Genomic DNA, 23,641 nt, shown 5'->3' on the forward strand with positions numbered 1-23,641 from the left:
TCAGGGCTCGGTCGGAACGGTGATCTCGCCGTCGATGATGGCCTGCCGGGAGGCGGCGACCTGGTCCTTGACGTCCTGCGGGATGGCGTCGCCGAGCGCATCGCCGTAGACGCATGCCACGCCGTCCGACTCCAGTCCGAGCGTCGTGACGCTGCCACCGTTGAACTCCTCGTCGACCTCGTTCTCGATTGCTGTGTACACCGCGGTGTCGACACGCTTGACCATGCTCGCGAGAATCCAGTCGGCGAAGTCGGGTTCGCTGCGCGACTGGTCTGCGTCGACGCCCATGGCGAACTTCCCACGCTCCTGTGCGGCCTGGAACACACCGAGACCGGACGCGCCGGCGGCGTGGTAGACGATGTCCGCACCGGAGTCGTACATCGAGAGTGCGGCCTCGCGGGCCGTCGCGGCGTCGTTGAACGAGCCCACGTAGGACGTCTGGATGTCGATGTCCTCGTTCGCGTACTGCGCACCGGCCTCGAAGCCGGCCTGGAACTTCCGGATGAGCGGCACGTCGAGGCCGCCGACGAAGCCGACGCTCGTCGAGTCGCTGCTGGTCGAACCCTGGCCGGCCTCGAACGACTGAGAGGTCAGGAGGCCGGCGAGGTGACCGACCTGGAACGAGCCCTCGTGCTCACGGAACACGTAGCTCGCGACGTTGTTCGAGTCGATCGTCGAGTCGACGATCTGGAAGTGCTGGTCGGAGTAGCGGTCCGCGTTCTCCGTGAGCGCGTCCGTCTGCGCGAACCCGATGCAGGAGATGAGGTCGTAGTCGCCGGACTCGGCGAAGTTACGCTGTGCCGGCGAGAAGTCGGAGTTCTGTTCGGGCTGTGCCTGGTCGAACGAGATGCCGAGTTCCTCCTCGGCCTGGAGGGCCCCCTGTCGGGCCATGTCGTTGAACGACTTGTCGCCGAGGCCGCCGGTCGCGTACACCATCCCGATGTTCACGTCGGCACCGGCGTTGCTACCGTCGTCCGTCTCCGTCTCGGTCCCGTCTCCCGATTCCGTCTCCATCGAATCGGTCTCCTCGGTCGGGGTGTCCGTGTCGTCTCCACCGTTGTCTGTGCTGCTGATACACCCTGCGAGCGCGATGGTACCGACCGCACCGGTACCCTTCAGGAACCGCCGCCGACCACTGTTCGGGCTCATGGAGACAGCCTTTGCTACCATACGAAAAAACTCTTTGGAATGCGAGACGCCCAGAAACGGGCGTCTCGGTAGGCAATACGCCGAATATATAAATTGTATACCACTACAGATAGAATGAAAACGGCTGGTCTGTCTCGGACCGTTGGCTCAGCGCCCGGCGGCGACCGCCGTCTCCACGACCGAGGTGGCCTCGTCGACGAGGGTGTCGACGTCGTCGCTCTCCGCGTACACCCGGACGTACGGCTCCGTCCCGCTCGGCCGGACCAGCACCCAGGAGCCGTCCGGGAGGTCGATGCGGACGCCGTAGTCGGTGTCCACCTCGCCCTTCGGGAACGCTTCCGGGAGGCTCGTGCCGAGCCGCTCCATCGCACCCGGCTTCGCTTCGTCCGGACAGTCGACGCTCACCTTCCGGTACGGCCGCTCGGTGATCGGCTCCCGGAGCGCGGCCAGCCCGCCCGCGTCGGCGACGAGGGTCGACACGACGGCCGCGCTCGTTACCCCGTCGATCCAGCCGCCGAAGGCAGTGTGAATGTGCTTCCACGGCTCGGCGGCGAACACGACCTCGGTTCCTTCGTCGCCCGCCTCGCGCTCCCGCGCGATGCCCTCGTGCAGTGCGCCCAGTCGGACACGCTCGACCCGTCCACCAGCCTCTTCGACGCGTTCGTCGATGCGAGCGGAAGCGTTCGGGGTCGTCACGACCACAGGGTCGGTAGCGTCGCTCAGTCGGGTGTAGTGGCCGGCGAGCATGGCGAGCACCGTGTCCTCGTGGACGACCTCCCCGTCGCCGGTCGCGACGACGATGCGGTCCGCGTCGCCGTCGTGGGCGATACCGAGGTCGAACGAACCGTCGGCGAGCAGCGACAGGAACTCCGTGAGCGTCTCCGGCGTCGGCTTCGACGGGCGGCCCGGGAACCGACCGTCGACGTTTGCGTTGACCGCGACGACCTCGGCACCCAGCGCCCGGAGCACCTGGGGCGTCGCGAGACCCCCCATGCCGTTGCCACAGTCGACCGCGATTCGCAGGTCGGTGAGCGGCTCGGTCCCTGGCTCCGCCTCACCGCCCAGACCCCGTGCGTACGCCGCCACCGCGTCGCGGTAGTCGTCGAGGACGGCCGCAGTGTGGCCGTCGCCCCACTCGTCCCACGAGACGGTGGCGTTCTCGCCGTCGACACGTTCCTCGATGCGCTCCTCGGCGTCGCGGGCGTACTCGACGCCGTCGTCGAACAGCTTGATGCCGTTGTCCTCGGGTGGATTGTGGCTGGCGGTCAGCATCACTCCACGCCGCCCCCGTGAGGCGAACGCGAGCGCCGGCGTCGGCAACTGGCCGACCCGGACGACGTTCGCGCCCGAACTCTCCAGTCCGGCCTCCATCGCGGCCGCCAGCGCGGGGCCCGTGTCCCGGCCGTCGCGGCCGACGACGAACCGGTCACCGTCGCGGCCGGCCGCCCGCCCGACCGCCATCGCCAGCTCCGGTGTGACGCGCTCAGCGACCGGTCCTCGAATCCCCGCCGTCCCGAACAGTGTCATACCGGGGGGTTGCCCCGAGGCCCACTTAATTTGTGGCATACGGCCGTCGGACGGCGGCCCGGGGTTTAACCGAGGCCGTCACGTACGATGTCGCCATGTCTGCACGCCGGCTTCGAGGTGGGGTGACGCTGTGTACGACGTGAGCGACCACCTACCGGTCGGCGAACTCAGACGGGGGACGAACCTCCTCGTGACCGGCCCGCAGGGCGTCGGGAAGTACGAACTGCTCCGTGAACTCCTCGCGACGGGCGTCGAGCGTGGCCAACGCGGCGTCGTGGTCTCGACCAGCCGGAGCGCGCCGACCATCCGTGACGATGTCTCGGCCAGGACGACGACTGCGGACCCCGACCTGTCGGTCGTGGACTGCGTCTCCGAGCGCCGTGGCGAGTCGACACCCCCGGACGTCGACACCGAGTACGTCGCCTCGCCGTCGGACTTCAGCAGTATCGGCGTGGCCGCATCCGAGTTCCTCGGCCAGGCGGACGGGCGGGCGACGGAGACCCGGCTCGGGTTGCACTCGCTCTCGAACATGCTGCTGGAGGCCGACGTAAAGACCGTGTTCCGGTTCACGCACATCCTCACCGGGCGTCTCAGCGGCGTCGAGGGGCTCGGAGTCGTGACGCTCGACGATGGACACGACCAGCAGACCACGAACACGCTCAGACAGCTGTTCGACGGTGTCGTCGAGACCAGACACGGCGTCGACTCGCGCGAATGTCGAGTCGTCGGGGTCGCGGAGTCGGCGACCGAGTGGGCCGGGTTCTAGAGTTCGACGCCGCTCGGGATGAGACTCTGGTTGCGGAGGAGGTTCCCGTCGGCGTTGTAGACCAGGAACGTGCTCTTGTCGTAGCTGACGAACTCCTCGCCGTCGAGCAGGATGTGGACCCCGTACTCGCCCTCGTCGCCCGCGTGCTCGCCGTAGCGTCGGGCGGCGCGGATGAACTTCAGGACGTTCCCGGCGGATTCGTTGAGTTCGAGGACGAAGTCACCGGTGATCCTGTTCGTGACGCTGACGACCCCCTGGGCGTCGCTGTCGTCGACCGCGGTCTGGAGCCGGAACGCGACGTCCGTCTCGGCGGCGTCGAGCGGTTCGCCAGCCGGCCCGGTGAGGCGCTCTCGCAGTGTGGCGACTGGTCCCTCGAACGAGATGGTTACCGTCGGCCGTTCGGGGGTCCCGTCCTCATCGACCCAGTCGACGTTGCTGACCTGCAAAGTGAAGTAGTCACGCCTCATTCAACAGCCCTATCTTCGGTCTCACGCGGTATGAACGTAACGACCGGGGCAGGCCGGCGGACGCCACTCACCCCCACGGTTTCTGGCGTCCTGACCTGTCTCCACGACGGGAGGAACTGGCACCGACAGCTTTTACGTCCGGCGGCGAGGCGTCGTGGGTATGGTGTGGATCAACTCCGAGTACGTCGAGGAGTTCGCCGTGCTCACGACGTGGCTGTCCGTGCTCCTCCCCTGGTCCGTGGTACGAGCCACCAGCGAGCAGGGCGCGGAACTCGTCGTCCTCCGGTTCCCGTTCTTCGGTATCCAGTACGTGTTCGGCACGGGGCTCGTCGACGGGACGACCATCAGGACACCCTGGGAGTACTATACGCTCAACGCGGGACAGTTACCTGCACAGGCGACGGCGTACCTCGTCTGGACGGTGGCCGCCGTCGTACTGGTCGCGGCCGTCGTGGTCAGCCTGTTGATGTACTTCGAGCACGACCTGGCCGAGAAGCTCCCGGGACGTGGCGTGTACGTCCTCGGTGGAGCGATGCTCGTCCTCGGGGTCGCCTTCACCGCTGCCGCCATCCAGCTCCACATGAACCAGCCGGCCGACATCCTCGGCTGGAGCGTCTTCGTCCCCATCGGACTGCTCGGCGTCGTCTTCTTCTACGCGTTCGGCGTCCTCGACCTCTTCGCAGACCGGGCCTGACCGGCCGGCCGCTGGCTCTCGTTCGAGAGTTGGCCACCTCATTTAAGTCTCGGTACCCCCAATCGATTCCAAGAACCACCGTTCGGTCCGTCGGACGGGCCCGTCCCAGGGGAGGCGACCGTACACACGATGACAGAACCAGGCCAGCAGGCACCGAACGCGATCTCGAGCGACGAGAGCGACGGCACCATCACGCCCGGGGCAGTCGCCTCTGGGCGGAGCGACTCACTGACCGACCGAATCAAGCACACCCTCCAGATGCTCAGGGGGACCACCATCTCCCGCGAGCCGTACTACCCGGACGAACACGGCGAGCTCGTCACCTTCGACGGGCTCGACGGCTGGGAGGAGATCGACCGCTACTGGGTGAACGCCCCGTACGCCTACGTCAGCATCAACCACGATACGGACGCCAACGAGTTCCGGTACCACGTCGTCGAGCCCGAACTCGACGAGTACGAGCACGCGCTGCTCGAGACGCTCTTCGAGGACGTCCGCGACCCGCTGGTCTATCAGCGAGATATCGACGATGGCGAACCCGACGAGGTGCTCGACGACGCGCTGCTGGACCACCTCGAACGGTACGGGGCCGATGTGGACATGGGCACGTACCACAAGCTGTTCTACTACCTCTGGCGGGCGTTCCGTGGGTACGGAAAGCTCGACCCAGTGATGCACGACCCGCACGTCGAGGACATCTCGTGTGACGGCTACGACCTCCCGCTGTTCGTCTACCACGACGAGTACACCGACATCGAGACGAACGTCACCTTCCCGCAGGAGGAGCTGGACAACTTCGTCGTCCGGCTGGCCCAGCACTCGGGTCGACACATCTCAATCGGTGACCCGATGGTCGAGACGACGCTGCCGGACGGTTCGCGTGCCGAGCTGGCACTGGGCGAGGAGGTGACCCCGCGCGGTTCCGCGTTCACCATCCGGAAGTACGCCGAGGAGCCGTTCACGCCCATCGACCTGCTGGAGTACGGCACGTTCAACGTCGACCAGATGGCCTACCTGTGGCTGGCCATCGAGAGCAACAAGTCGCTCATCTTCGCCGGCGGGACGGCGTCCGGGAAGACGACGAGCATGAACGCCATCTCGATGTTCATCCCGCCACGCTCGAAGGTGCTGACCATCGAGGACACCCGCGAACTGACGCTGTACCACGACAACTGGCTCTCCTCGGTCACGCGCGAACGGCTCCACGAGGGCACCGACGTGACGATGTACGACCTGCTGCGTTCCGCACTGCGTCACCGCCCCGAGTACATCATCGTCGGCGAGGTGCGTGGTGAGGAGGCTATCACGCTGTTCCAGGCGATGAACACGGGCCACACGACCTACTCGACGATGCACGCTGACTCCGTGCGCACCGTCATCAACCGGCTGGAGAACGAGCCAATCAACGTTCCCCGGTCGATGGTCCAGAGCCTCGACATCCTCTGTGTCCAGACGCTCACCCGGTTCGACAACGAGCGCGTCCGCCGGAACAAGACCATCGCGGAGATCGAAGGCATCGACCAGCGGACCGGCGAGCTCGACTACTCGACGGCGTTCACCTGGGACGCCGAGGACGACACGTTCGGCTCCTCGGGCTCCCAGGTGCTCGACGAGATCCGCGACGAGCGCGCCTGGAGCCAGCAGGAGCTACTGCAGGAACTCCGGAACCGCCGCCGGTTCCTCGAGTACCTCCGCGACCAGGGCATCAACGACTACCGGCGGTTCACGGCGCTGATCAACGAGTACTACGCCGACCCCGATGCTGCACTGGGGCGCATCGAGGCGATGGGCCAGGAACGGGAGTTAGCCGAGGCCGAGACGGACTGATATGTCCTGGGCGAACTGGATTCCGCTGGTGCTGGCGGTCTTCATCGTGCTGCCGGTGCTTCTGGCGCCCGTGAGCGTGCACGCTGACCGCGTCGTCTCCCGGTTCGCCCTGCTCATCTTCGGGACGTACGCGAGCCGGAAGGGCCGGAACAAGGCAATCCGGAAGAAGCAGCTCCGGGCGGCGCACATGCCGACGACGTACCGGACCTACTCGGCGAAGACGATGCTGTACAGCGCGGTCTTCGCCGTCGCCGGCACGATCATGGGGATGTACGTCATCTGGTTCGGGCTCGTCCTGCTCGCCATCGACGCCGAGACCATCCGCCAGACGTTCCCCACGGAACTGCACTTCCTCACGGACTTCGTGGGGCTGCCGTCCCTGTCCGTGCTCGAACTGTTCGGACTGATGGTCGTGACGAGCCTGACCCTCGGTGTCGCCTTCGCCGGGGCGACGTACTGGCTGCGCTGGTGGTACCCGCAGTACGTCGCCGACGAGCGCGAACGCCGCATCGAGGCGTCCCTTCCGCGGACCATTGCGTTCATCTATGCGCTGTCGCGCTCGGGCATGGAGTTCCCGAAGGTCCTCCGCATCCTCGCCGAGAACGACGGTATCTACGGCGAGTCCGCCAACGAGGTCCGCGTCGCGGTCAGGAACATGGACATGTTCGGACAGGACATGATAACGGCTATCCAGACGATGGCCCGGCGCTCGCCGAGCTCGCAGTTCAAGGAGTTCTCCGAGAACCTCGCGAGTGTACTTCAGTCCGGGCGGTCGCTCTCTACGTTCCTGGAGCAGCAGTACCGCGACTTCCAGGAGGAAGCCGAGTCCCAGCAGGAGAAGCTGTTGGACCTCCTCGCGACGCTCGCGGAGGCGTACGTGACGGTTCTGGTGGCCGGCCCGCTCTTCCTCATCACCATCCTGGTCGTCATCGGTATCGCGGTCGGCAACACGCTCGAACCGTTGCGCGTGTTCGTCTACGTCATCCTCCCGGCGTCGAATCTGGCGTTCCTCGTCTACCTGCTCTCGGTGACCGACACGCTGTCCACCCAGCGTGGCTACGAGGATGTCGATGCGCCGGTGGACGGGCTCGCGGGAGTCCGCCTCGCCGACGGTGCTGGCTCAACGGGCGCACAGACCGACGGTGGCTACGAGCAGGCCGAGACGAGCGCGGATCGACAGGCCGCAAACCGCGACCGGCTGGACGCCTATCGGCGGTTCCGGTGGCTCCGAGGCAAGCTTGGCAACCCTATCCGAACCGTCGTCGAACGGCCGGTGACGGTGCTCTGGGTGACGCTCCCGATTGCATTCCTCATCGTGGCGCTCCGACTCCCGGGGAGCCTCACTGCGACCGGCCTCGACATCCGGTCGTTCGACGACGTACTCATCCAGGCGCTCCTGTTCGTGGTCGGGACGTTCGCAATCGCGTTCGAAGTCCACCGGCGACGTGCGGAGGCCATCGAGTCAGCCGTGCCGGACCTGCTCGACCGTCTCGCCAGCGTCAACGAGGCCGGAATGACGGTCGTCGAGTCCATCGAACGGGTTCGCCGGAGCGAGCTCGGCGCGCTGGACGCCGAGCTGGACCGTGTCTGGGCTGACATCCGCTGGGGGGCGGACGTCGAGACCGCGCTCAAGCGGTTCGAGTCCCGGCTGCGGACCTCCATCATCTCCCGCGTGGTCACGCTGACGACGCAGGCGATGAACGCCAGCGGCGACCTCGCGAGCGTCCTGCGCATCGCCGCGGGGCAGGCGAAGTCTGACCGGCGCCTGAAGCGCGCACGCAGGCAGGAGATGCTGACCTACATGGCGGTCGTCTACATCGCCTTCTTCGTCTTCCTGTTCATAATCGTCGTGCTCTCGACGGTGCTCATCCCCAACCTGCCGGACAGCGGCACCGGCGTCATCAACGGCACCGGCGCGGGGCAAACAGGGGCCTCGGGCGTCCCCGCGGTCGGGGGCGTCGGTGCCACCGGAGGGATAGACAAGGCGGAGTACACGCTCGTGTTCTTCCATACGACCGTCCTCCAGGGGCTGCTTTCCGGGTTCGTCGCCGGCCAGCTCTCCTCGGGTGACGTCCGCACCGGCGCGAAGCACGCCGCCATCCTCGTCGCGCTGGCCTACGCCTGCTTCCTCCTGCTCATTCCGGGGCCGTGAGCGAACGGAACCGCTAACCGACTGTGGACCGACGCTTCGCCCATGGATCGGTCGCCGAACGGGACGCGGTCGACGTACGACCGCATCGCCGACCACTTCGCCAAGACCCGCGAGTACGCCTGGCCGGAGGTCGAGTCGTTCCTCGAGAACCAGGAGGGCGCCGTGGGCCTCGACCTCGGCTGCGGCAACGGTCGGCACGCGGAGCTCCTCGCGGCCCGCTGTGACCACGTCGTCGGCCTCGATATCTCCGGCGGGCTACTCGCGACGGCCCGGGAACGCGCCCGCGAGCGCGGCTTCGACGTCGAGCTCGTGCAGGCCGACGCCGCGCGGCTCCCGGTGGCGACGGGCAGCGTCGACCTCGCGGTGTACGTCGCCACCCTGCATCACCTCCCGAACCGCGAGGCCCGTCGTCGGAGCCTCGACGAACTCGCTCGGGTGCTCTCGCCCGACGGGACCGCCCTCGTCTCCGCATGGAGCACCGCCCACGACAGATTTGACCGCGAGGTGGGGTTCGATACGACGGTCGACTGGACCCTGCCCGGCGGCGAGACCGTCCCGCGGTTCTACCACGTCTACAGCCCGGCGGAGTTCGACGAAGACCTCGCCGCCAGCGACCTCGGGATCGTGTCGTCGCGGGTCTCCTCGGGCAACTGCTACGCAACCGTCACCGAACAGAAAAGACCTTAAGTCGTCGTGGAGAAGTCCCCTGTGCGCACACCCGTTGGTGTGGGATTCGCGTGCCCTGTGGGCCCTCGCGCACGGCTCGCATGGGCGTCATCGGTGATGGTCTTCATCACCGCTTTCGAACGACCCCGTACCACCTCGGTTCGCGGTCCGGTGCGGCGTCGGCTTCCGAAGGAGTCTTAATGTGCGGCGCGACAAGCAGGTAGTGACGCGTTCCGGTGTCCGGTCGTGTGCCGCACGACCGGCACGAAACGTGTGAACGCCGGTGTCCTGCGGAGCGAAGCGACGCAGGGCTCGGCGCGAGAGGCGAAGCGACGAAGCGCGCCGGTGGTCTAGTGGTAGGACCTGAGCCTTCCAAGCTCATGGCCCGGGTTCAAATCCCGGCCGGCGCATTTCTGCAGCGCAACTGAGTGAGGAGCACTACCTCCGAACGAAACATGCTGAGAAGGGCAACCCTGTGAGATTCTGAACCCGACGGGGCACAGCCCGGGTAGCGGAGCGAGCAGGAACGTCTCGGATTGGTTCGAATCTCTGCCGGCGCACTCTCTCGAACCAGTGATCCAGGAACGAGTCGACTCAGAGCAACGTCGCGTCGACCGCTGGCGCGTACTCGTCGAGGATGCCGGCGACGCGGTCGGGCTGCTCGAAGTGTGCCCGGTCGAACCGGTAGGCCTGGAGCGGGAACCAGGTGTGGACGACGAACTCGCGGTCGGTCAGCTCGTAGCCGCGGACGTACCACCACGAAAGCGTCGAGCGGAGGCCCGAGCGCCCGTTCTGGACGACGATTCCGTCGTCGTACACGGTGAGCCGTCGGTCGCGGTCCGGCATGAGGAACGTCCCGATTGACGCTCCGAGAACGCCGCCGATGATGCTCGGGGCCACCTCGGCGAGGAGTCCCCAGGCACGGGTCGATTCCAACCAGCCGAGTCGGTGTGGGAGCAGAGTAAAGATGACGAGCGGGAACGCGATCACCATCACGGCGGCGAGGACAGCCACGATTCGCATCCGTCTGACCGTCCGGGGGTGCGGGCCGCCGAACCAGCTGACCCGGGCGGTCTCGCCTCCAAAGACCGTCTGGACGTGGCGGTCACGGAGGAGGACGAACGCGACGACGCCCGCGAGGGCGCTGAGGATGAACGGGAACACGAGCGGATGCGCCGCCTCCGGCCCGTTGCCTGCATCGAGCGCCAGCAGTGCGAGGAGGCCACCGACGTGGACGGCGAGCGTGACCGAGGGGACGTGGTACCGGACCACCGGCTCGGCAAGGGACGGCCGTCGGGCGAAGGCACCACCAACGAGCAGACATGTCAGGACACCAGCCGCCTGAACCGGAGGTTCGGACAGGCCGGTATCGCGCAGCAGCGCGCTGGCGAACGCGACGAGGAGACCGACGTAGGAGCCGACGGAGAGGCCGAGTTTGAAATCGAAGGAGGGCACGATTCGAACATTTCAGTTTCGATATAAAGGCGTTGTCGTCCACGGTCTCCAACCGCGTACGACCGCTCAGGGGACAAGCAGCACGGCCAGCGTCGCGGCGATGAACACTACCTTCAGCACGGTGTTCACCACGACCACCTTCGTCCCGAACTCGGCCCCCCAGATGCCGAACTGGAAGGGGATGGAGCGTTTGAACGTCGAGAAGGCGAACGAGACGATGCCGCCGACGAGCATCGTGGCGACGGCAGCCTCGGGCGTGAACGGGTCGCCGAGCATGGGGGCGACGAACGCCGCACCGCTGGTGGTGTCGATGGCGAAGACGCCGACGACGGCGGCGGCCTCACCGGGCAGTCCGAGGAGGCCCGTCACCGGCTCGGCGACGACGGTGAACGCGGAGATGTCGACGCTGGCGGTAAGCATGGCGACGATGGTGTAGACGAGAACGAGCCGTGGAGCGATGTCCCGGAGCTTGTCGCGGGTGCTCAGCAGCGCGTCGAGGACGGTCTCGCGGCGGGTCCGAGGCTCTTCGTCGTCGTCGTCACCGACCGCAGGGCCACCGTCGCTGGCGACGCCGTCGGGGAGTTCGTCGGGCTCGTCGTCCGGCGGCGAGAGCAGGACCGCGCCGGCGACGATGCCCGTCAGCGTGATGGCCAGCGAGATCGCGGCGCGCGAGCCGACGTACAGCAGACCGACACGCAGGCCGAGGATGGGGATGAGAACCGGGACGTAGAACGTGAAGATGTGCTGGACGAAGCCGAAGAACGTGTTGATGGTGACCGCCACGAGCGTCGCCCGATCGCCGAGGATGCCCTCCTCGCGGAACTCGGCGAGCATACCGTAACCAGCAGTCGGCGACGCAGCCGTCGAGAGGATGGCGGTGCCGACCTCGTCGGGCAGGTTCGCCGGCGCCGTGAGCGGCCGGGAGAAGATAGCGACGTACTCGACCAGCCCGAACTCGACGGCGAGGTTCGCGAGGGTGAGACCGAACCCGATGAAGACGAGGATGTAGAGCACCCGGCGGAGCACCGAGACCAGCAGGTCGAGCGGGACGCTTTCGATGCCGGTCTGCAGCGTCACGAGAGCGACGGGGAGCGTCACGGCTGGGCGTTGGCGTGGGACCGAAAAATGTGCGTCGGAACCGGTCTGCTTCGTCGACAGTGGCTGGCGTCGCCGTTACCGTCGGCGGAGTGTGACCAGTGCCGCGGCGACGAACGGGACGAGCGCGACCACTGGTCCGAAGCCGGGCGAGCCGCCGTTGACGTGAGCGCGTCCGCGGTCGTCGCGGCGACCGTCGCGCCTGCCGCCGTCGTCGGTGGTCGAAAGACGGTAGTGTCGACCGTCCCTCGTTCCACCCGTGAGCGACCCCGAACTCGCAGTCCTCGGCTGGCCGGCAGACGGCCCGACGCTCCGGCTCGACCACCGTCGGTTCAGCTACGCCGGGAAGTTCGTGATGTCCTCGACCGGGAAGGCCGTGGTCCGCGACGAGTCCTTCGATCCCGATGCCGGAGACGAGTACGACGACCACGTCCTCGCCGCAGTCGCCTTCAACGAGGACCGCACGGACCCCGACACGCTCTGGCTCCGGTACGTGACGGTGCGCGAGGACCACCGGGGAGAGGGGCTCGGCCCCCGACTCGTTCGATTTGCCGACGACCGGGCTCGCGAGCGTGGCTACGAGCGCGTTCGCATCGCCGTGAACAACCCGTACTCCTACGAGGCGCTCTACCGGGCGGGGTTCGGCTTCACGGGCGACGAGACCGGCATCGCCGAACTCGTGCTCGAACGACCGGGAGACCGGTCCACCGACCGCTACCGCGCCGGACTCGACGCCTTCGCGGAGCGGGAGGACCTCTCGGCCGCCGAGCGCGAGTTCGTCGCCGAGAAGCGCGAGCGCGGGCCGCCGGCGACCCTCGACGACGGGGCCGCGGGCACGGACCGCCAGGATTGAAGCCTCCCGAGCCGAAGAACGACCGATGGGTAACGCAGACCTCCGGGACCTCGCACACCTCGAGACGGTACCGTTCGACGAGCTTGACCCCGGCGTCGTCGCGGTCGACGCCCACAACTGGCTCTACCGCTACCTCACGACGACCGTCCGATGGACGAACGACGGCGTCTACACCACCAGCGACGGCGACGAGGTGGCGAACCTGGTTGGCATCGTCCAGGGACTGCCGAAGTTCCTCGAACACGACCTGAACCCAGTGATGGTGTTCGACGGCGGGCCGTCCGAGCTGAAGGCCGACGAAATAGCCGACCGGCGCGAACAGCGCGAGAAGTACGAGTCCCAGCTCGAAGACGCCCGCGAGGCGGGGGACGCCGTCGAGGTCGCCCGGCTCGAATCCGCCACGCAGCGGCTCACGCCGGTCATCCAGGAGACGAGCCGCGAGCTGCTCGAACTGCTCGACATCCCGGTCGTCGAAGCACCGGCGGAGGGCGAGGCGCAGTGCGCCCACATCGCCAGGCGTGGAGACGCCGAGTACGTCGGCAGCGAGGACTACGACGCTCTGTTGTTCGGTGCACCAACGACGCTCCGGCAGCTGACGAGCAAGGGCGACCCCGAGCGCATGACTCTCGACGAGACGCTCGCGGAGCTCGACCTCTCGCTCGAACAGCTCGTCGACGTGGCCATCCTCTGTGGCACCGACTTCAACGAGGGGGTCCACGGCTACGGCCCAAAGACCGCCCTGAAGAGGGTCAGAGAGCACGGCGACCTCTGGGCCGTGTTCGAACAGGAGGACGTCTACGTCGAGAACGCCGACCTGGTGCGCGAGCTGTTCCGGAACCCGAACGTGACCGAGGAGTACTCGTTCGACGTCGACCTCGACCCCGACATCGAGGCCGCCCGGGCCTACGTCGTCGACGAGTGGGAGGTCGCGGCGGACGAGGTCGAACGTGGCTTCGAGCGCATCGAGGACGCGCTCACCCAGACCGGCCTCGACCGCTGGACGTGACGGGTGCTCCCGTCTCGGTCGACGTGGCCGTTGGCGTGCCGCCGGCCGGCCGGACCGGGCGGTCGCCGGGCAGGTTCGGTACGGTGGTCTTTTGCCCTCCAACGCCCCAGAGGCAGACATGGAACCCGACGAGGTCGCGGCACTCATCGAAGCTGGTATCGAGGACTGCGACGCAACCGTCGAGCGCGCCCGCGGCGAACACGACGACGACCACCTGCGGGCGACGGTCGTCTCCCCCGCGTTCGAGGGCCTGCCGCTGGTGCAGCAGCACGAACTGGTGTACGACGCCCTCGGCGAGCACATGACGACGGACATCCACGCACTGGAGCTCAAGACGTACACGCCCGAGGAGGCAGCGGGCTGATTCACGGAGCCTGAAGCCGACCCCGCCGCTATTTGTGTGCTCAGGCCGACCTCCACGCTATGGAAGCCCTTCACGCGAGAATCCGAATCAGGTGGGTCCTCCGGGCCCTCATCGGTGCTGTCGTGCTGGCCGGCGTCGTCACGGTCGGAGCAGTGTTCTTCGAGGAGCAACTCGTCGACGCAGGCGTCCCGACGTTCCTCCCCGGGGCGCTCGTCGCGGCCCTGGGACTGCTGCTCGGCACCGCACACGCCGTCCTGCTGTACCGTGACTGGCGCTTCGAGCTGCAGGACGACGCGCTCTACCTCGAACGCGGCGTCCTCACCCGGGTCGAGACCGCGGTGCCGTACGTCCGGGTCCAGCACGTCGACACGCGACGGTCGCCGGTCGACCGCGCGCTCGGCCTCTCCTCGGTCGTCATCTACACGGCCGGCTCGCGCGGCGCGGACGTGACCGTGCCCGGCCTCACGCCGGAGCGGGCGAAGCGCCTGCGGAACGAACTCCGGGAGCTCGCGGTCGAGAGCGAGCCGGAGGACGCCGTATGAAGCGGCTCCACGCAGTCACCGGGGTCGTCCGGGCGCTGCAGTACGGCGTCAACGGGCTCTCGGTCCCCTTCTTCGTCCTGCTCGTTGGCTCGACCGGTCTCGAGGCGGCCCTCGGCATCGACTTCGGCGGGAGCGTCATCGACCTGCTGTTCGTTGTGGCACCGCTGTTCGGCCTGCTCGGGGCCGGCTACGGGGTCGCGACCTACCTCCGGTTCGAGTACGAGCTGACCCCGGACACGTTCGACTTCGCCGCCGGGGTCGTCGGACGGACCGAGCGCGAGATCCCCCTGCGGCGCATCCAGAACGTCGACATCTCCCAGAGCCTCTGGCATCGCCTGTTCGGCGTGGCAGTCGTCCGTATCGAGACCGCCGGCGGTGGCGGGACCGAGGCCCAGCTCTCGGTGGTCTCGCTCGCCGAGGCCAACCGGCTCCAGCGCGAGATCCGCGAACGCCGGAACAGTTCGCAACGCGCCACCGAGGCCGAGCCCGCGGCGGCTGAGGCCGACGGGGAGGCCCCCGCCGCGGATGCACCCACAGGGGCGTCGACGACGGACGGAGCAGCCAGCACTGGCGACTCGGGCCCGCTCGAGCCGCTGTTCACCATCACGCCCATCGAGCTGGTCGTGCTCTCACTCACGCGGTTCCGGCCGGGGGCCATCGTACTCGTCATCATCGGTCTCCCGGTCCTGCCGGAGCTGGCCGGCGAGGTCCTCCTCGCCACCGCGGACCCCTTCGGCGGCCCCGAGACGATGGCCCTCTTCGAGGCGACCGCCGACGAGCTGCTCGTGCTCGCGGTCGTCTCGCTGCCGCTCCTGCTCGTCAGCTCGTACCTCGTCAGCGGCGTGCTCTCCGCAGCCGGGTACTACGGCTTCCAGCTGGCACGTAGCGGCACCGACCTCGTCTACGAGCGCGGCCTCGTCCAGCGGTACTCCGGCTCCATCCCGAGCGACAAGATACAGACCGTCACGCTCCGGGAGTCGCTCCCCATGCGACTGCTCGGCTACGCGGCCCTCGACGTCGAGACGGCGGGCTACGCCGGCCAGCGGGCCGAGCAGGGGAGCCAGTCGGCCATCCCCGTCGCCGAACGCTCGCGCGTCGTCGAACTCGCACGCGACCTCGGGGAGTTCTCGGACCCCGACTTCGAGCGCCCGCCGAGACGTGCCCGTCGGCGCTACGCCGTCCGATACGGGCTGGTCGTCGCGGGCCTCCTCGCGGTCCTGTACGCCGCTTCGACCGTCGTCGCCGGCTTCACGCTCTGGTACCTACCGGCGGTCCTGTTCCTCGGTGTGCCGCCGGCAGCCCACCTGAAGTGGACGAACCGCGGCTACTACGTCGGTGAACAGACCGTCGTCGTCCGCACCGGTTTCTGGCGGCGGCGCACGCAGGTCGTCCCGTACTACCGGCTCCAGACCGTCATCCGGCAGGCGACGGTGTTCCAGCGACGGCTCGCGCTCGCCTCGCTCGTCGTCGACACCGCCAGCTCGAGCACGCTCGTCAGGTCGACGCCGACCGCGTTCGACATCGACGCGGGGACGGCAGCCTCGCTGCAGCGGACACTTCGAGACAGGCTCCATCTGGAGCTCCACGGGCGAGAACGAAGGGAGAACTGACCGCTCAGACCGCGCGACCGAGCGTCTCGGCGTCGTCCAGCGAGCGGTTCTTCACCGCCTGCCCGGTGTCGGCGTCGAACAGGTGGATCGCGTCTTCCGGGACGTGAGCGACGATGGGCTGGCCGGCCTCGATACGGTTCATGCCACCGGTCGTGGCGATGAACGTGTCCGGTTCGCTCGCGTCCGGGTCGAACGTCAGGTAGAGGTTGTTCTCGTCGCCCGTCGGCTCGACGACGTCGACGACCGTCTCGAAGTCGTGGGGACTGCTCGCCTCGGTCCGGAGCTCGATGTCCTCCGGCCGGATGCCGAGGCTCAGCTCGGTCCGGTCGCCGACCGTCGAGAGCGTCTCGTTCGACACTGGGTAGGCGAAGTCCTCGGCCAGCAGGCGGTCGCCCTGTACCTCGACCTCGAAGAAGTTCATCGCTGGCTCGCCGATGAAGTCCGCGACGAAGCGGTTCGCGGGCTCGTGGTAGCACTCCAGCGGGGTGCCGACCTGCTGGAGCACACCGTCGTCGAGCACCGCGATACGGTCGCCCATCGTCATCGCCTCCGTCTGGTCGTGCGTGACGTAGATGGTCGTCACGTCGAGGTCGTCCTGAAGGCGCTGTAGCTCGGTGCGCATCTTCGAACGCAGCTTCGCGTCGAGGTTCGACAGCGGCTCGTCCATCAGGAACACCTCGGGGTCACGGACGATGGCACGGCCGAGCGCGACGCGCTGCTGCTGGCCGCCCGAGAGCTCGCCGGGCTTCCGGTCGAGCAGGTCGCCGATGCCCATCATCTCGGCCGCCTCGGTGACCGTCTCGGCGATCTCTGCGGCGGGCATGTCGGTCGACTCCTCCAGCCCGAAGCTCATGTTCTGCTTGACGGTCATGTGCGGGTAGAGCGCGTACGACTGGAACACCATCGCGGTGTTCCGGTCCGCGGGCTTGCGCTCGTTGATGCGCTCGCCCGCGAGCCGTAGCTCGCCGGACGTGATGCTCTCGAGGCCGGCGATCATCCGTAGCGTCGTGGACTTGCCACAGCCCGAGGGGCCGACGAGCACGAGGAACTCGCCGTCGGCGACCGTCACGTCGACGCCGTCGACGGCCACGATCTCGTTCCCGTCGTCCTCGACGAACACCTTGGTGAGGTCGTCGAGTTCGAGTTCAGCCATGCGTGTACCTCCGTCGTCCGCGTGTGTAATCGTTGTTCATAGTCATGCGGTCACTCCCTTCGCGAACTGTTCGCCGAAGAAGATGTACACCAGCAGCGTCGGCAGGGCGGTGACGAACGCCGCCGCCATCTGCAGCGGGAAGTTGGTCACCGCCTCCGACTGGCCGATGCCGATCAGACTCTGCGTGATAACCGACGCGTCACCCGGTCCGACGATGATGAGTGCGAACAGCAGGTCGTTCCAGATCTGGGTGAACTGGTAGATGAGCGTCACCGCGAACATCGGGACGGACAGCGGGAGGATGATGCGCCGGTAGATACGACGGATGCTCGCGCCGTCGAGCCGTGCGGCCTCGACCATCTCGTCTGAGACGGACTTGTAGTACGACCTGAACAGCAGCGTACAGATGGGAATTCCGTACGCGATGTGGGTAATCGTCAACGCCAGCAGCCCGGCGTAGTCGGTCCCGAGCCCGGTCAGGTTCCAGATCGGCTCCAGCCAGATGTGGAGCGGGGCCCACTGCGACCAGAACCGCTTGAGCGGGACGAGGACAGCCTGGTACGGCACGAAGATGCCGGCGACGAACAGCACGTAGACACCGACCTGTCCGCGCCAGTCGATGTTCGTCAGGCCGTAGGCGGTCATGCTCCCGAGCAGCGCCGAGAAGACGGTCGCGGGGACCGCCATGAGGACGCTGTTGAACAGCCCAGCCGACAGCTGGTCGACGGCAGACGACCACTGCGCGACCGTGAACCCGCCCAGTGCGGGCAGGAACGGCGCTGTCTGGCCGTACGCGCGCATCGTCTTGAACGAGGTGACGATACCCGCCTCCAGCGGGAGGAGGTAAAACACCACGAGCCCTAGCAGTATGGCGTAGATGCCGATACGGTCCAGCGACAGTCCATCGTCGTCGAGCCTCGTCTGGGTCATAGTGCACCTCGTCTGTACTCGCTGTAGAGGTACGGCAGTACGATCGAGAACGCCAGCGCGAACAGGACGACCGCGACGGCGGACCCGTAGGCGATCCGGCTGGCGTCACCGAAGGCGACACGGACCATGTAGGTTGGGAGGATGTCCGTCCCGACCGCGGGCGTGTCGTTCCCGTACAGCGCACGGAGGAAGTCGAACGCCTTCAGTCCGAACACCATCAGGACGACCGACGCGCTCACGGTCGCGGTCCGCAACTGCGGGATGACGACCCGCCAGTACATCTTCACGATGCTCGCGCCGTCGACGCGGGCCGCCTCGAAGTGCTCGTCGGGGATCGCTCGCAGCCCGGCGAGGTAGACGACCATCGCGTAGCCGCTGAACTGCCAGATGAGCGCGAACACTACCGCCGCGAGCTGGACGTTCGGGTCCGGATTCCTGATGAAGTTCACCGGCCCGATGCCGACCACGCCGAGTGCACGGTTCACGAACCCGCCGTTCGAGCTGTACATCCAGAGCCACATCTTCGCCGTCACGACGAACGAGAGGCTCATCGGCAGCAGGTAGATCGTCCGGAACGTGTTCTCGAAGCGGATGTCACGGTCGACGAGGATGGCCACGACCAACCCGAACGCGAGACAGATCAGCGTGAACGCTACCAGCAGGACGATGGTGTTCACGAACGCGTTCGTGAACGAGTAGGAACCGGTCTCCTGGAGCATCTGCCGGTAGTTCTCTAGGTCGAAGCTGGCGTACTGCGGGTCGCCGAGGCCCTCGTAGTCGGTCAGTGAGATGATGACGTTCCAGACGATCGCCCCGTAGACGAACAGCCCGACGAGCAGGAACGAGGGGAGCCAGAACGGGGCCGATTCGACGGCGTCGCTGTCGAGGTAGCGACCGAGTCCCGACCGTCTCTCGCCCTGAGACACTTCGGATGCTGTCCCGCCGTCCGTCCGGACCTGCTGGTCGGTCTGGATACTGTCGATTCTGCGCCGCAGCCACGAGCGTACTGAGTCCATGGGAACGTTGTTGGCGGGGTGGACTTACTGGACCGCCGAGACGACCTCGTCGGCGGCGGATTCCACGTTGTATCTCCCGATGAAGGCGCTGATGGCCTCGACGACGTTCGTGCGCTGCTCGGGTGCGAGCGCGAGACCGTGCTGCATCGACGGCGGCTGGTGGTCGACGTTGCCGAAGTCCTCGATCTGGTCCTGCTGGAACTGCGGGAACTCCGAGGGGTCCACGTCGCCACGCGGCGGGATGGAGCCCTTGGCCTTGTTGAACCGAATCTGTGCGTCCTTCGTCCCGCAGTAGCGGAGGAACTTCTCCGTGGCTTCGGGCGTCGGGTTGTCCGCCGCGTACGGGAACGAGTCCATGTTCAGCTGGTAGCTGTGTTCGCTGCCCGGGAACGGCACGTAGCTCCAGTCCTCGCCGTAGGCGAAGTCGTCGGGGTACGCGCCGGCCGCCCAGTCGCCTTGGTGGATGAACGCGGCCTCGCCGTTGATGATCTTGGCGTTCGCGCCGGTGAGCTCGAGGGTCGACGAGTCGTCCGGGTAGTACTCGCTGAGCTGGGAGACGATGTCGAGGGCGGAGGCGACCGCTTCGCGGTCGGGATTGCCCTCGTAGAAGTTCTGGTAGGCCTCGTGGCCGGAGTCGGCGAGGAGCACCGTCGCCCAGAGCTGGACCGTCGACCACGGGCTCTTGGTCTGCTGGGTGAACGGCACCGCTTCGGTCTCCGTGGCGATGGTCTCGCAGGCCGAGACCAGGTCAGCCGGCGAGGAGAGGCTGGTCGGGTCGACGCCCGCCTCCTCGACGACGCTCTTGTTGTAGAACAGGTTGTTGATACGGTGGATGTTGATGGGGACCGATACGTAGTGGTCGGTCGTGCCCTTGGCCTGCTCCTTCGGGCCCTCGCGGTAGGCCGACTCCATGTCGTTCTCGCTCCAGACGGAGTCACTGATGTCACCGAGTGCGTTCGAGTCCACGTAGGGAGTCAGCGCCGCGCCCGGCCAGTTCTGCCAGGTGCTCGGCGGGTCGTCGTTGCGGATGCGCTCGTTGACGACCTGGCCGAGGTTCTGCGTCGCCGCACCGGAGATACCTTCACTGCTGAGTTCGATGTCCGGATACTCTTCGTTGAAGCCCTCGAACAGGGCCTCGATGGCTGCTGCGCCGTCACCGTTGCTCCACGCGTGGAGCAGCTCGAGAGGCTTTGGGCCGCTATCGCCGCTGCTCAGGCCACTGAGGCAGCCGGAGAGACCAGCCATGCCGGCCGCGCCCGCTGCACCGGTTGTCTTGAGTACTGTACGTCGCGAAACGCTGGAGTCCGAATCGTGTCCTGTCATGCCACCACGTGTCTCTATGTGAGACGTACCCATTCTTTACGCAAGGTCCTACTTAATAGTTCCCCAAATTAATTCGTTTCCGAGTAAGTGAATTGCTCACACGAGACGGGCCGCGCTGGCGGTCGAGACCGGCCGCCCAGTGTTACTCACGGGTGAGCCGGGACGGCAATATTAAATGGAACGCCTGTTTAGTGTGAACACACACCATGTCATATCTGGTCGGGGTCACTGCAGTGATGGCGGTGTTCCTCGCCGCCGTCGTCGCCTTCCTGGCGAGCCGTGCCTGGAAGGAATACGAACCCGGGGACGCGGACGGAGAGTCGTTCCTGCGGTCGCTCAAGGGAAGCCCACTCGTCTGGGTGGTCTCGTTCCTGCTCGTGGTCGGTGGGGTCGCCGCGAGCGTCGTCGTGTTCGTCTCCGGCCCGCCCGGCCAGCAGGCACTCGTCAGCGGCGTTCTCGTCGGCGTCGGTGCGCTGCTGCTCGTCGGGTACGTCGGCTACGGGACGTTCACGTCCACTCGCGCGCACGGACACACGAACGCGGTGGCGGCGATGCTCAGCGCGTGGGCCCTCGGCACCTTGCTCCTGTTTGCCGTCACCGCCAGCCTCCTGCTCGCCTGACGATGGCCGCGAACACGGCGACCGTCGACCCCGAGACGCTCCCCAGCGAGCGCACGCTCTGGCTCCTCCTGCTGGTCGCGGTCGAACTACTCGTCCTCGCGGCGTACTTCGTTGCGACCGGCGAGCGCGTGTTCGACCTCCGCTACGTCGTCTACCCGTTCGTCTGGATCAACGTCGCCGCGTACGCGGTGGTCCACACCGCACCCGTCACCGGCTCGCCTCGGACGAAAGCGGTCGCCGCCGCCGTCGCCCTCGGCTACCTCGCGCTGCTGGCCTGGCTCGTCGGCATCGTCGGCCTGCACGACGTGGGCACGGCGGCGACCGGCCTCTCGGTTCGTCTCGCTTCACCCGGCTGGGGGCCCATCGTCGCCTACGTCGCACCGTTCGGGCACGTGACGCTCGTCCCGTTCCGGGTGCTCGGCTACCTCGCGCTCTCCTATCTCGTGTACGCGACCGTCGTCGAGGCCGCCAGCTCGTCGGTCGGCGGCCTGGTGGGGCTGTTCTCCTGTGTGAGCTGTGCCCTTCCGGTGGTCTCCTCGGTCGGTGCGAGCCTGACCGGTAGCACGAGCGCCGCGCTCGGCACCGTGTACGCGTTCTCGCTCGACGCCTCGACGCTCGTCTTCGTCGTCGCGGTCGCGTTACTCTACTGGCGCCCCGAGGTGAGCCTCCGTGCGTCGGCGTGAGGCCGGACGCACCCTCCTCGCGACCGTCGGTGCGACCCTGCTCGCGGAGCCGGTGCTCGCGCACTCCGGCTCCCTGGCGGGCTCGCTCACCTCGACGTCGGTGCCGTTCTGGCTGGTCGCCCTCTCCGGTGGCGGCCTCGTCGGCGCGTCGTTCCTGTTCACGAGCTTCGCGACCGACCACGAGTTCATCGCGTGGCTCAACGACCGACGACTCGGGCTCCCGTCGGCCGCGTCGCTCTCGCGGTGGGTGGTCGGCGGGCTCCGCCTCGCGAGCGTCGCAGCCCTGGTGCTGTTGCTCGCCGTCGCGTTCGTCGCCCCCGCGGACCCCCGCCGGAACCTCGCCATCGTCGGCGTCTGGGCCGTCTGGTGGGCCGGCTACACGGCATCGGTGTACCTGCTGGGGAACAGCTGGCCGGCGCTCAACCCGTGGCGGGCCATCAGCGGCGTGCTCCCCGATGTGAACGACCGCGACCTGCCGGCGTGGGCCGGGGGGTGGCCGCCGACGGTCGGGCTGCTCGGGATGGTCTGGCTGGAGGTCGTCACGCCGGTGGCCTCGGAGCCGGTCCTGCTCGCGACGGTCGTACTGGCCTACAGCGTCGTCACCCTCGCCGGGGCAGCCGTCTTCGGCGACGCCTGGTACGAGTCCGTCGACCCCATCTCCCGCGTGTTCGCCGTCTACGGCCGGGTCGCCCCGGTCCGCCGGACGGACGATGGGTTCAGCGTCGAGCTGCCCGGCTCGCGGCTCGTCCACGACGCCGACGGCGCGACCCGGGCCGACGTGTGGTTCGTCCTCGCGCTCGTCTGGGTGACCTCGTTCGACGGGCTGGTGTCGACGCCGACGTTCGCCGGGACGGTCCGCTGGCTCGACGACCTCGGCGTGCCCGCGCTCGCGGTGTACGTCGTGGCGGTCCTGCTGGGGTACGCGCTGTTTCTCGGCGTCTACCGCCTCGCGGCACGCATCGGACGTCGAACCGCAGGGAGCTACGTCACCGCGGGCACGGTCGAGCGCCGGTTCGTCGGCTCGCTGGTACCCATCGCGGCCGGCTACCACCTCGCGCACTTCCTCGGCTACTTCCTCTCCTTCGTGCCGACCGTCGAGGTGCTCTTGCTCGACCCGTTCTCGCCGCCTCAGGGCCCGCCCGTCGCCGTGCTGCCGGGCTGGTTCGGATCGGTTGGGCTCGCGTTCGTCGTCCTCGGGCACCTGCTCGCCATCTGGGTCGCGCACGCCATCGCCTTCGAGACGTTCACCGGCCGGCTCCAGCCCATCCGCAGCCAGTACCCGTTCGCGCTCGTGATGGTGTTCTACACGATGACCAGCATGTGGCTGCTCGGGCAGCCGTACGTCTCCCCGCCAGTATGACCACGACACACGACCGCTCCACGGACGAGGCGAACGCGACCGACGAGGCGTCGGAACCCGCGGCGTCACCGACGTCGAACCCGACGGGCCACAGCCAGCCCGGCTTCGAGGTGCCCGTCGGCGAGGACCCGGCGGCGACGTGCGAGCGCTGCGGCCGGCCGTTCCCGACGACGATGCACCGCGACCTCCATCTCGGGGAGGTCCACGTCGAGGAGCTGACCGAGCGCGAACACGAGCGGTACGAGGACGCTGTCGAGGCGGAGACGGACGAGCTGTTCGTCTACCACCTGAAGGTCATCGCGGCGCTCGCGAGCATGTACGCCGTGCTCGTCCTCGTCTACATGGTGGTGTTGAGCCTGTGACCCGCCCTCGCTGGCGGCTGC

The 23,641-nt window shown here is 67.5% G+C and carries 24 protein-coding genes and 1 tRNA gene; 15 read left to right on the forward strand and 10 right to left on the reverse strand.

The window, feature by feature from the left end; genetic code table 11:
- Together NO978_RS00370 and NO978_RS00375 are read right to left on the reverse strand one after the other, a co-directional pair.
- Positions 1 to 1,149, reverse strand: coding sequence for a BMP family protein (locus NO978_RS00370; protein ID WP_257297517.1), 1,149 nt, complete (start codon positions 1,147 to 1,149; stop codon positions 1 to 3).
- Between the two features lie 147 nt (positions 1,150 to 1,296).
- Positions 1,297 to 2,676 carry a phosphopentomutase/phosphoglucosamine mutase gene (locus NO978_RS00375; protein WP_257297518.1) on the reverse strand — a complete coding sequence of 460 codons (1,380 nt, stop codon included), beginning with the start codon at positions 2,674 to 2,676 and terminating at the stop codon, positions 1,297 to 1,299.
- Between the two features lie 139 nt (positions 2,677 to 2,815).
- Between NO978_RS00375 and NO978_RS00380 the strand changes: the two genes are divergently transcribed.
- Complete coding sequence (locus NO978_RS00380) at positions 2,816 to 3,442, forward strand: hypothetical protein (protein WP_257297519.1); 627 nt, start codon at positions 2,816 to 2,818, stop codon at positions 3,440 to 3,442.
- Here the strand turns inward: NO978_RS00380 and NO978_RS00385 are convergent.
- On the reverse strand, positions 3,439 to 3,909 hold the full coding sequence (locus tag NO978_RS00385; protein ID WP_257297520.1) for a DUF5793 family protein: 471 nt from the start codon (positions 3,907 to 3,909) through the stop codon (positions 3,439 to 3,441). The two genes, NO978_RS00380 and NO978_RS00385, sit on opposite strands and share 4 nt — an antisense overlap.
- Before the next feature lie 160 nt (positions 3,910 to 4,069).
- Between NO978_RS00385 and NO978_RS00390 the strand changes: the two genes are divergently transcribed.
- The 5 genes from NO978_RS00390 to NO978_RS00410 all read left to right on the forward strand — a co-directional run bounded on the left by NO978_RS00390 (position 4,070) and on the right by NO978_RS00410 (position 9,658).
- The gene (locus NO978_RS00390; RefSeq protein WP_257297521.1) at positions 4,070 to 4,603 is read left to right on the forward strand and encodes a hypothetical protein; all 534 of its coding nucleotides are present in this window, start codon (positions 4,070 to 4,072) and stop codon (positions 4,601 to 4,603) included.
- Positions 4,604 to 4,732: 129 nt separating this feature from the next.
- Positions 4,733 to 6,430, forward strand: coding sequence for a type II/IV secretion system ATPase subunit (locus NO978_RS00395; protein ID WP_257297522.1), 1,698 nt, complete (start codon positions 4,733 to 4,735; stop codon positions 6,428 to 6,430).
- A gap of 1 nt (position 6,431) precedes the next feature.
- Positions 6,432 to 8,582: a type II secretion system F family protein gene (locus tag NO978_RS00400; RefSeq protein ID WP_257297523.1), complete on the forward strand. Its 2,151-nt coding sequence runs from the start codon at positions 6,432 to 6,434 to the stop codon at positions 8,580 to 8,582.
- A gap of 42 nt (positions 8,583 to 8,624) precedes the next feature.
- Positions 8,625 to 9,269, forward strand: a complete 645-nt coding sequence (locus NO978_RS00405; RefSeq protein WP_257297524.1) for a class I SAM-dependent methyltransferase — start codon at positions 8,625 to 8,627, stop codon at positions 9,267 to 9,269.
- A gap of 318 nt (positions 9,270 to 9,587) precedes the next feature.
- Positions 9,588 to 9,658 (forward strand) — tRNA-Gly (locus NO978_RS00410).
- Positions 9,659 to 9,842: 184 nt separating this feature from the next.
- Here NO978_RS00410 and NO978_RS00415 read toward each other — a convergent pair.
- The 3 genes from NO978_RS00415 to NO978_RS19855 form a co-directional block, all read right to left on the reverse strand.
- Positions 9,843 to 10,703 carry a hypothetical protein gene (locus NO978_RS00415; RefSeq protein WP_257297525.1) on the reverse strand — a complete coding sequence of 287 codons (861 nt, stop codon included), beginning with the start codon at positions 10,701 to 10,703 and terminating at the stop codon, positions 9,843 to 9,845.
- A 66-nt stretch (positions 10,704 to 10,769) separates the two neighbouring features.
- Positions 10,770 to 11,801 (reverse strand): nucleoside recognition protein, encoded by a 1,032-nt coding sequence (locus NO978_RS00420; protein ID WP_369684077.1) that lies wholly within the window; start codon positions 11,799 to 11,801, stop codon positions 10,770 to 10,772.
- Between the two features lie 75 nt (positions 11,802 to 11,876).
- Positions 11,877 to 12,134: a PGF-CTERM sorting domain-containing protein gene (locus tag NO978_RS19855; RefSeq protein WP_369684088.1), complete on the reverse strand. Its 258-nt coding sequence runs from the start codon at positions 12,132 to 12,134 to the stop codon at positions 11,877 to 11,879.
- Between NO978_RS19855 and NO978_RS00425 the strand changes: the two genes are divergently transcribed.
- From NO978_RS00425 to NO978_RS00445, 5 genes are all read left to right on the forward strand, one after another.
- The gene (locus NO978_RS00425) at positions 12,058 to 12,651 is read left to right on the forward strand and encodes a GNAT family N-acetyltransferase (protein WP_257297526.1); all 594 of its coding nucleotides are present in this window, start codon (positions 12,058 to 12,060) and stop codon (positions 12,649 to 12,651) included. The genes NO978_RS19855 and NO978_RS00425 overlap by 77 nt on opposite strands.
- A gap of 25 nt (positions 12,652 to 12,676) precedes the next feature.
- Positions 12,677 to 13,657 carry a flap endonuclease-1 gene (fen, locus tag NO978_RS00430; protein ID WP_257297527.1) on the forward strand — a complete coding sequence of 327 codons (981 nt, stop codon included), beginning with the start codon at positions 12,677 to 12,679 and terminating at the stop codon, positions 13,655 to 13,657.
- A 118-nt stretch (positions 13,658 to 13,775) separates the two neighbouring features.
- Positions 13,776 to 14,021 carry a BolA family protein gene (locus NO978_RS00435; protein WP_257297528.1) on the forward strand — a complete coding sequence of 82 codons (246 nt, stop codon included), beginning with the start codon at positions 13,776 to 13,778 and terminating at the stop codon, positions 14,019 to 14,021.
- Between the two features lie 59 nt (positions 14,022 to 14,080).
- Entirely contained in the window at positions 14,081 to 14,563 is a 483-nt protein-coding gene (locus NO978_RS00440) for a PH domain-containing protein (protein WP_257297529.1), read from the forward strand.
- Complete coding sequence (locus NO978_RS00445) at positions 14,560 to 16,173, forward strand: PH domain-containing protein (protein ID WP_257297530.1); 1,614 nt, start codon at positions 14,560 to 14,562, stop codon at positions 16,171 to 16,173. The genes NO978_RS00440 and NO978_RS00445 overlap by 4 nt, the downstream gene beginning before the upstream one ends.
- A 4-nt stretch (positions 16,174 to 16,177) precedes the next feature.
- On the opposite strand, the gene NO978_RS00450 is transcribed toward NO978_RS00445, so the two are convergent.
- Genes NO978_RS00450 through NO978_RS00465 form a run of 4 tightly spaced genes read right to left on the reverse strand, consistent with a single transcriptional unit; the run spans position 16,178 to position 20,595 of the window.
- A complete protein-coding gene (locus NO978_RS00450) occupies positions 16,178 to 17,326 on the reverse strand; it encodes an ABC transporter ATP-binding protein (RefSeq protein ID WP_257297532.1) in 1,149 nt (382 codons plus the stop codon).
- Positions 17,327 to 17,368: 42 nt separating this feature from the next.
- Positions 17,369 to 18,256: a carbohydrate ABC transporter permease gene (locus tag NO978_RS00455; protein ID WP_257297533.1), complete on the reverse strand. Its 888-nt coding sequence runs from the start codon at positions 18,254 to 18,256 to the stop codon at positions 17,369 to 17,371.
- Entirely contained in the window at positions 18,253 to 19,272 is a 1,020-nt protein-coding gene (locus NO978_RS00460) for a carbohydrate ABC transporter permease (protein WP_257297534.1), read from the reverse strand. Before NO978_RS00460 ends, NO978_RS00455 begins: the two co-directional genes overlap by 4 nt.
- A gap of 24 nt (positions 19,273 to 19,296) precedes the next feature.
- Positions 19,297 to 20,595, reverse strand: a complete 1,299-nt coding sequence (locus NO978_RS00465) for an ABC transporter substrate-binding protein (RefSeq protein ID WP_257297535.1) — start codon at positions 20,593 to 20,595, stop codon at positions 19,297 to 19,299.
- A gap of 206 nt (positions 20,596 to 20,801) precedes the next feature.
- Between NO978_RS00465 and NO978_RS00470 the strand changes: the two genes are divergently transcribed.
- From NO978_RS00470 to NO978_RS00485, 4 genes are read left to right on the forward strand one after another with little or no spacing between them, the layout of a single operon-like run.
- Positions 20,802 to 21,215, forward strand: a complete 414-nt coding sequence (locus NO978_RS00470) for a hypothetical protein (protein ID WP_257297536.1) — start codon at positions 20,802 to 20,804, stop codon at positions 21,213 to 21,215.
- Between the two features lie 2 nt (positions 21,216 to 21,217).
- Positions 21,218 to 21,898, forward strand: coding sequence for a hypothetical protein (locus NO978_RS00475; protein WP_257297537.1), 681 nt, complete (start codon positions 21,218 to 21,220; stop codon positions 21,896 to 21,898).
- Positions 21,885 to 23,258, forward strand: a complete 1,374-nt coding sequence (locus NO978_RS00480) for a hypothetical protein (RefSeq protein ID WP_257297538.1) — start codon at positions 21,885 to 21,887, stop codon at positions 23,256 to 23,258. Before NO978_RS00475 ends, NO978_RS00480 begins: the two co-directional genes overlap by 14 nt.
- Positions 23,255 to 23,620 (forward strand): hypothetical protein, encoded by a 366-nt coding sequence (locus tag NO978_RS00485; protein ID WP_257297539.1) that lies wholly within the window; start codon positions 23,255 to 23,257, stop codon positions 23,618 to 23,620. Before NO978_RS00480 ends, NO978_RS00485 begins: the two co-directional genes overlap by 4 nt.
- The last annotated feature ends 21 nt before the right edge of the window (positions 23,621 to 23,641 follow it).

The sequence above is a fragment of the Haloarchaeobius sp. FL176 genome, from assembly GCF_024609245.1.
Taxonomy (GTDB): Archaea; Halobacteriota; Halobacteria; order Halobacteriales; family Natrialbaceae; genus Haloarchaeobius.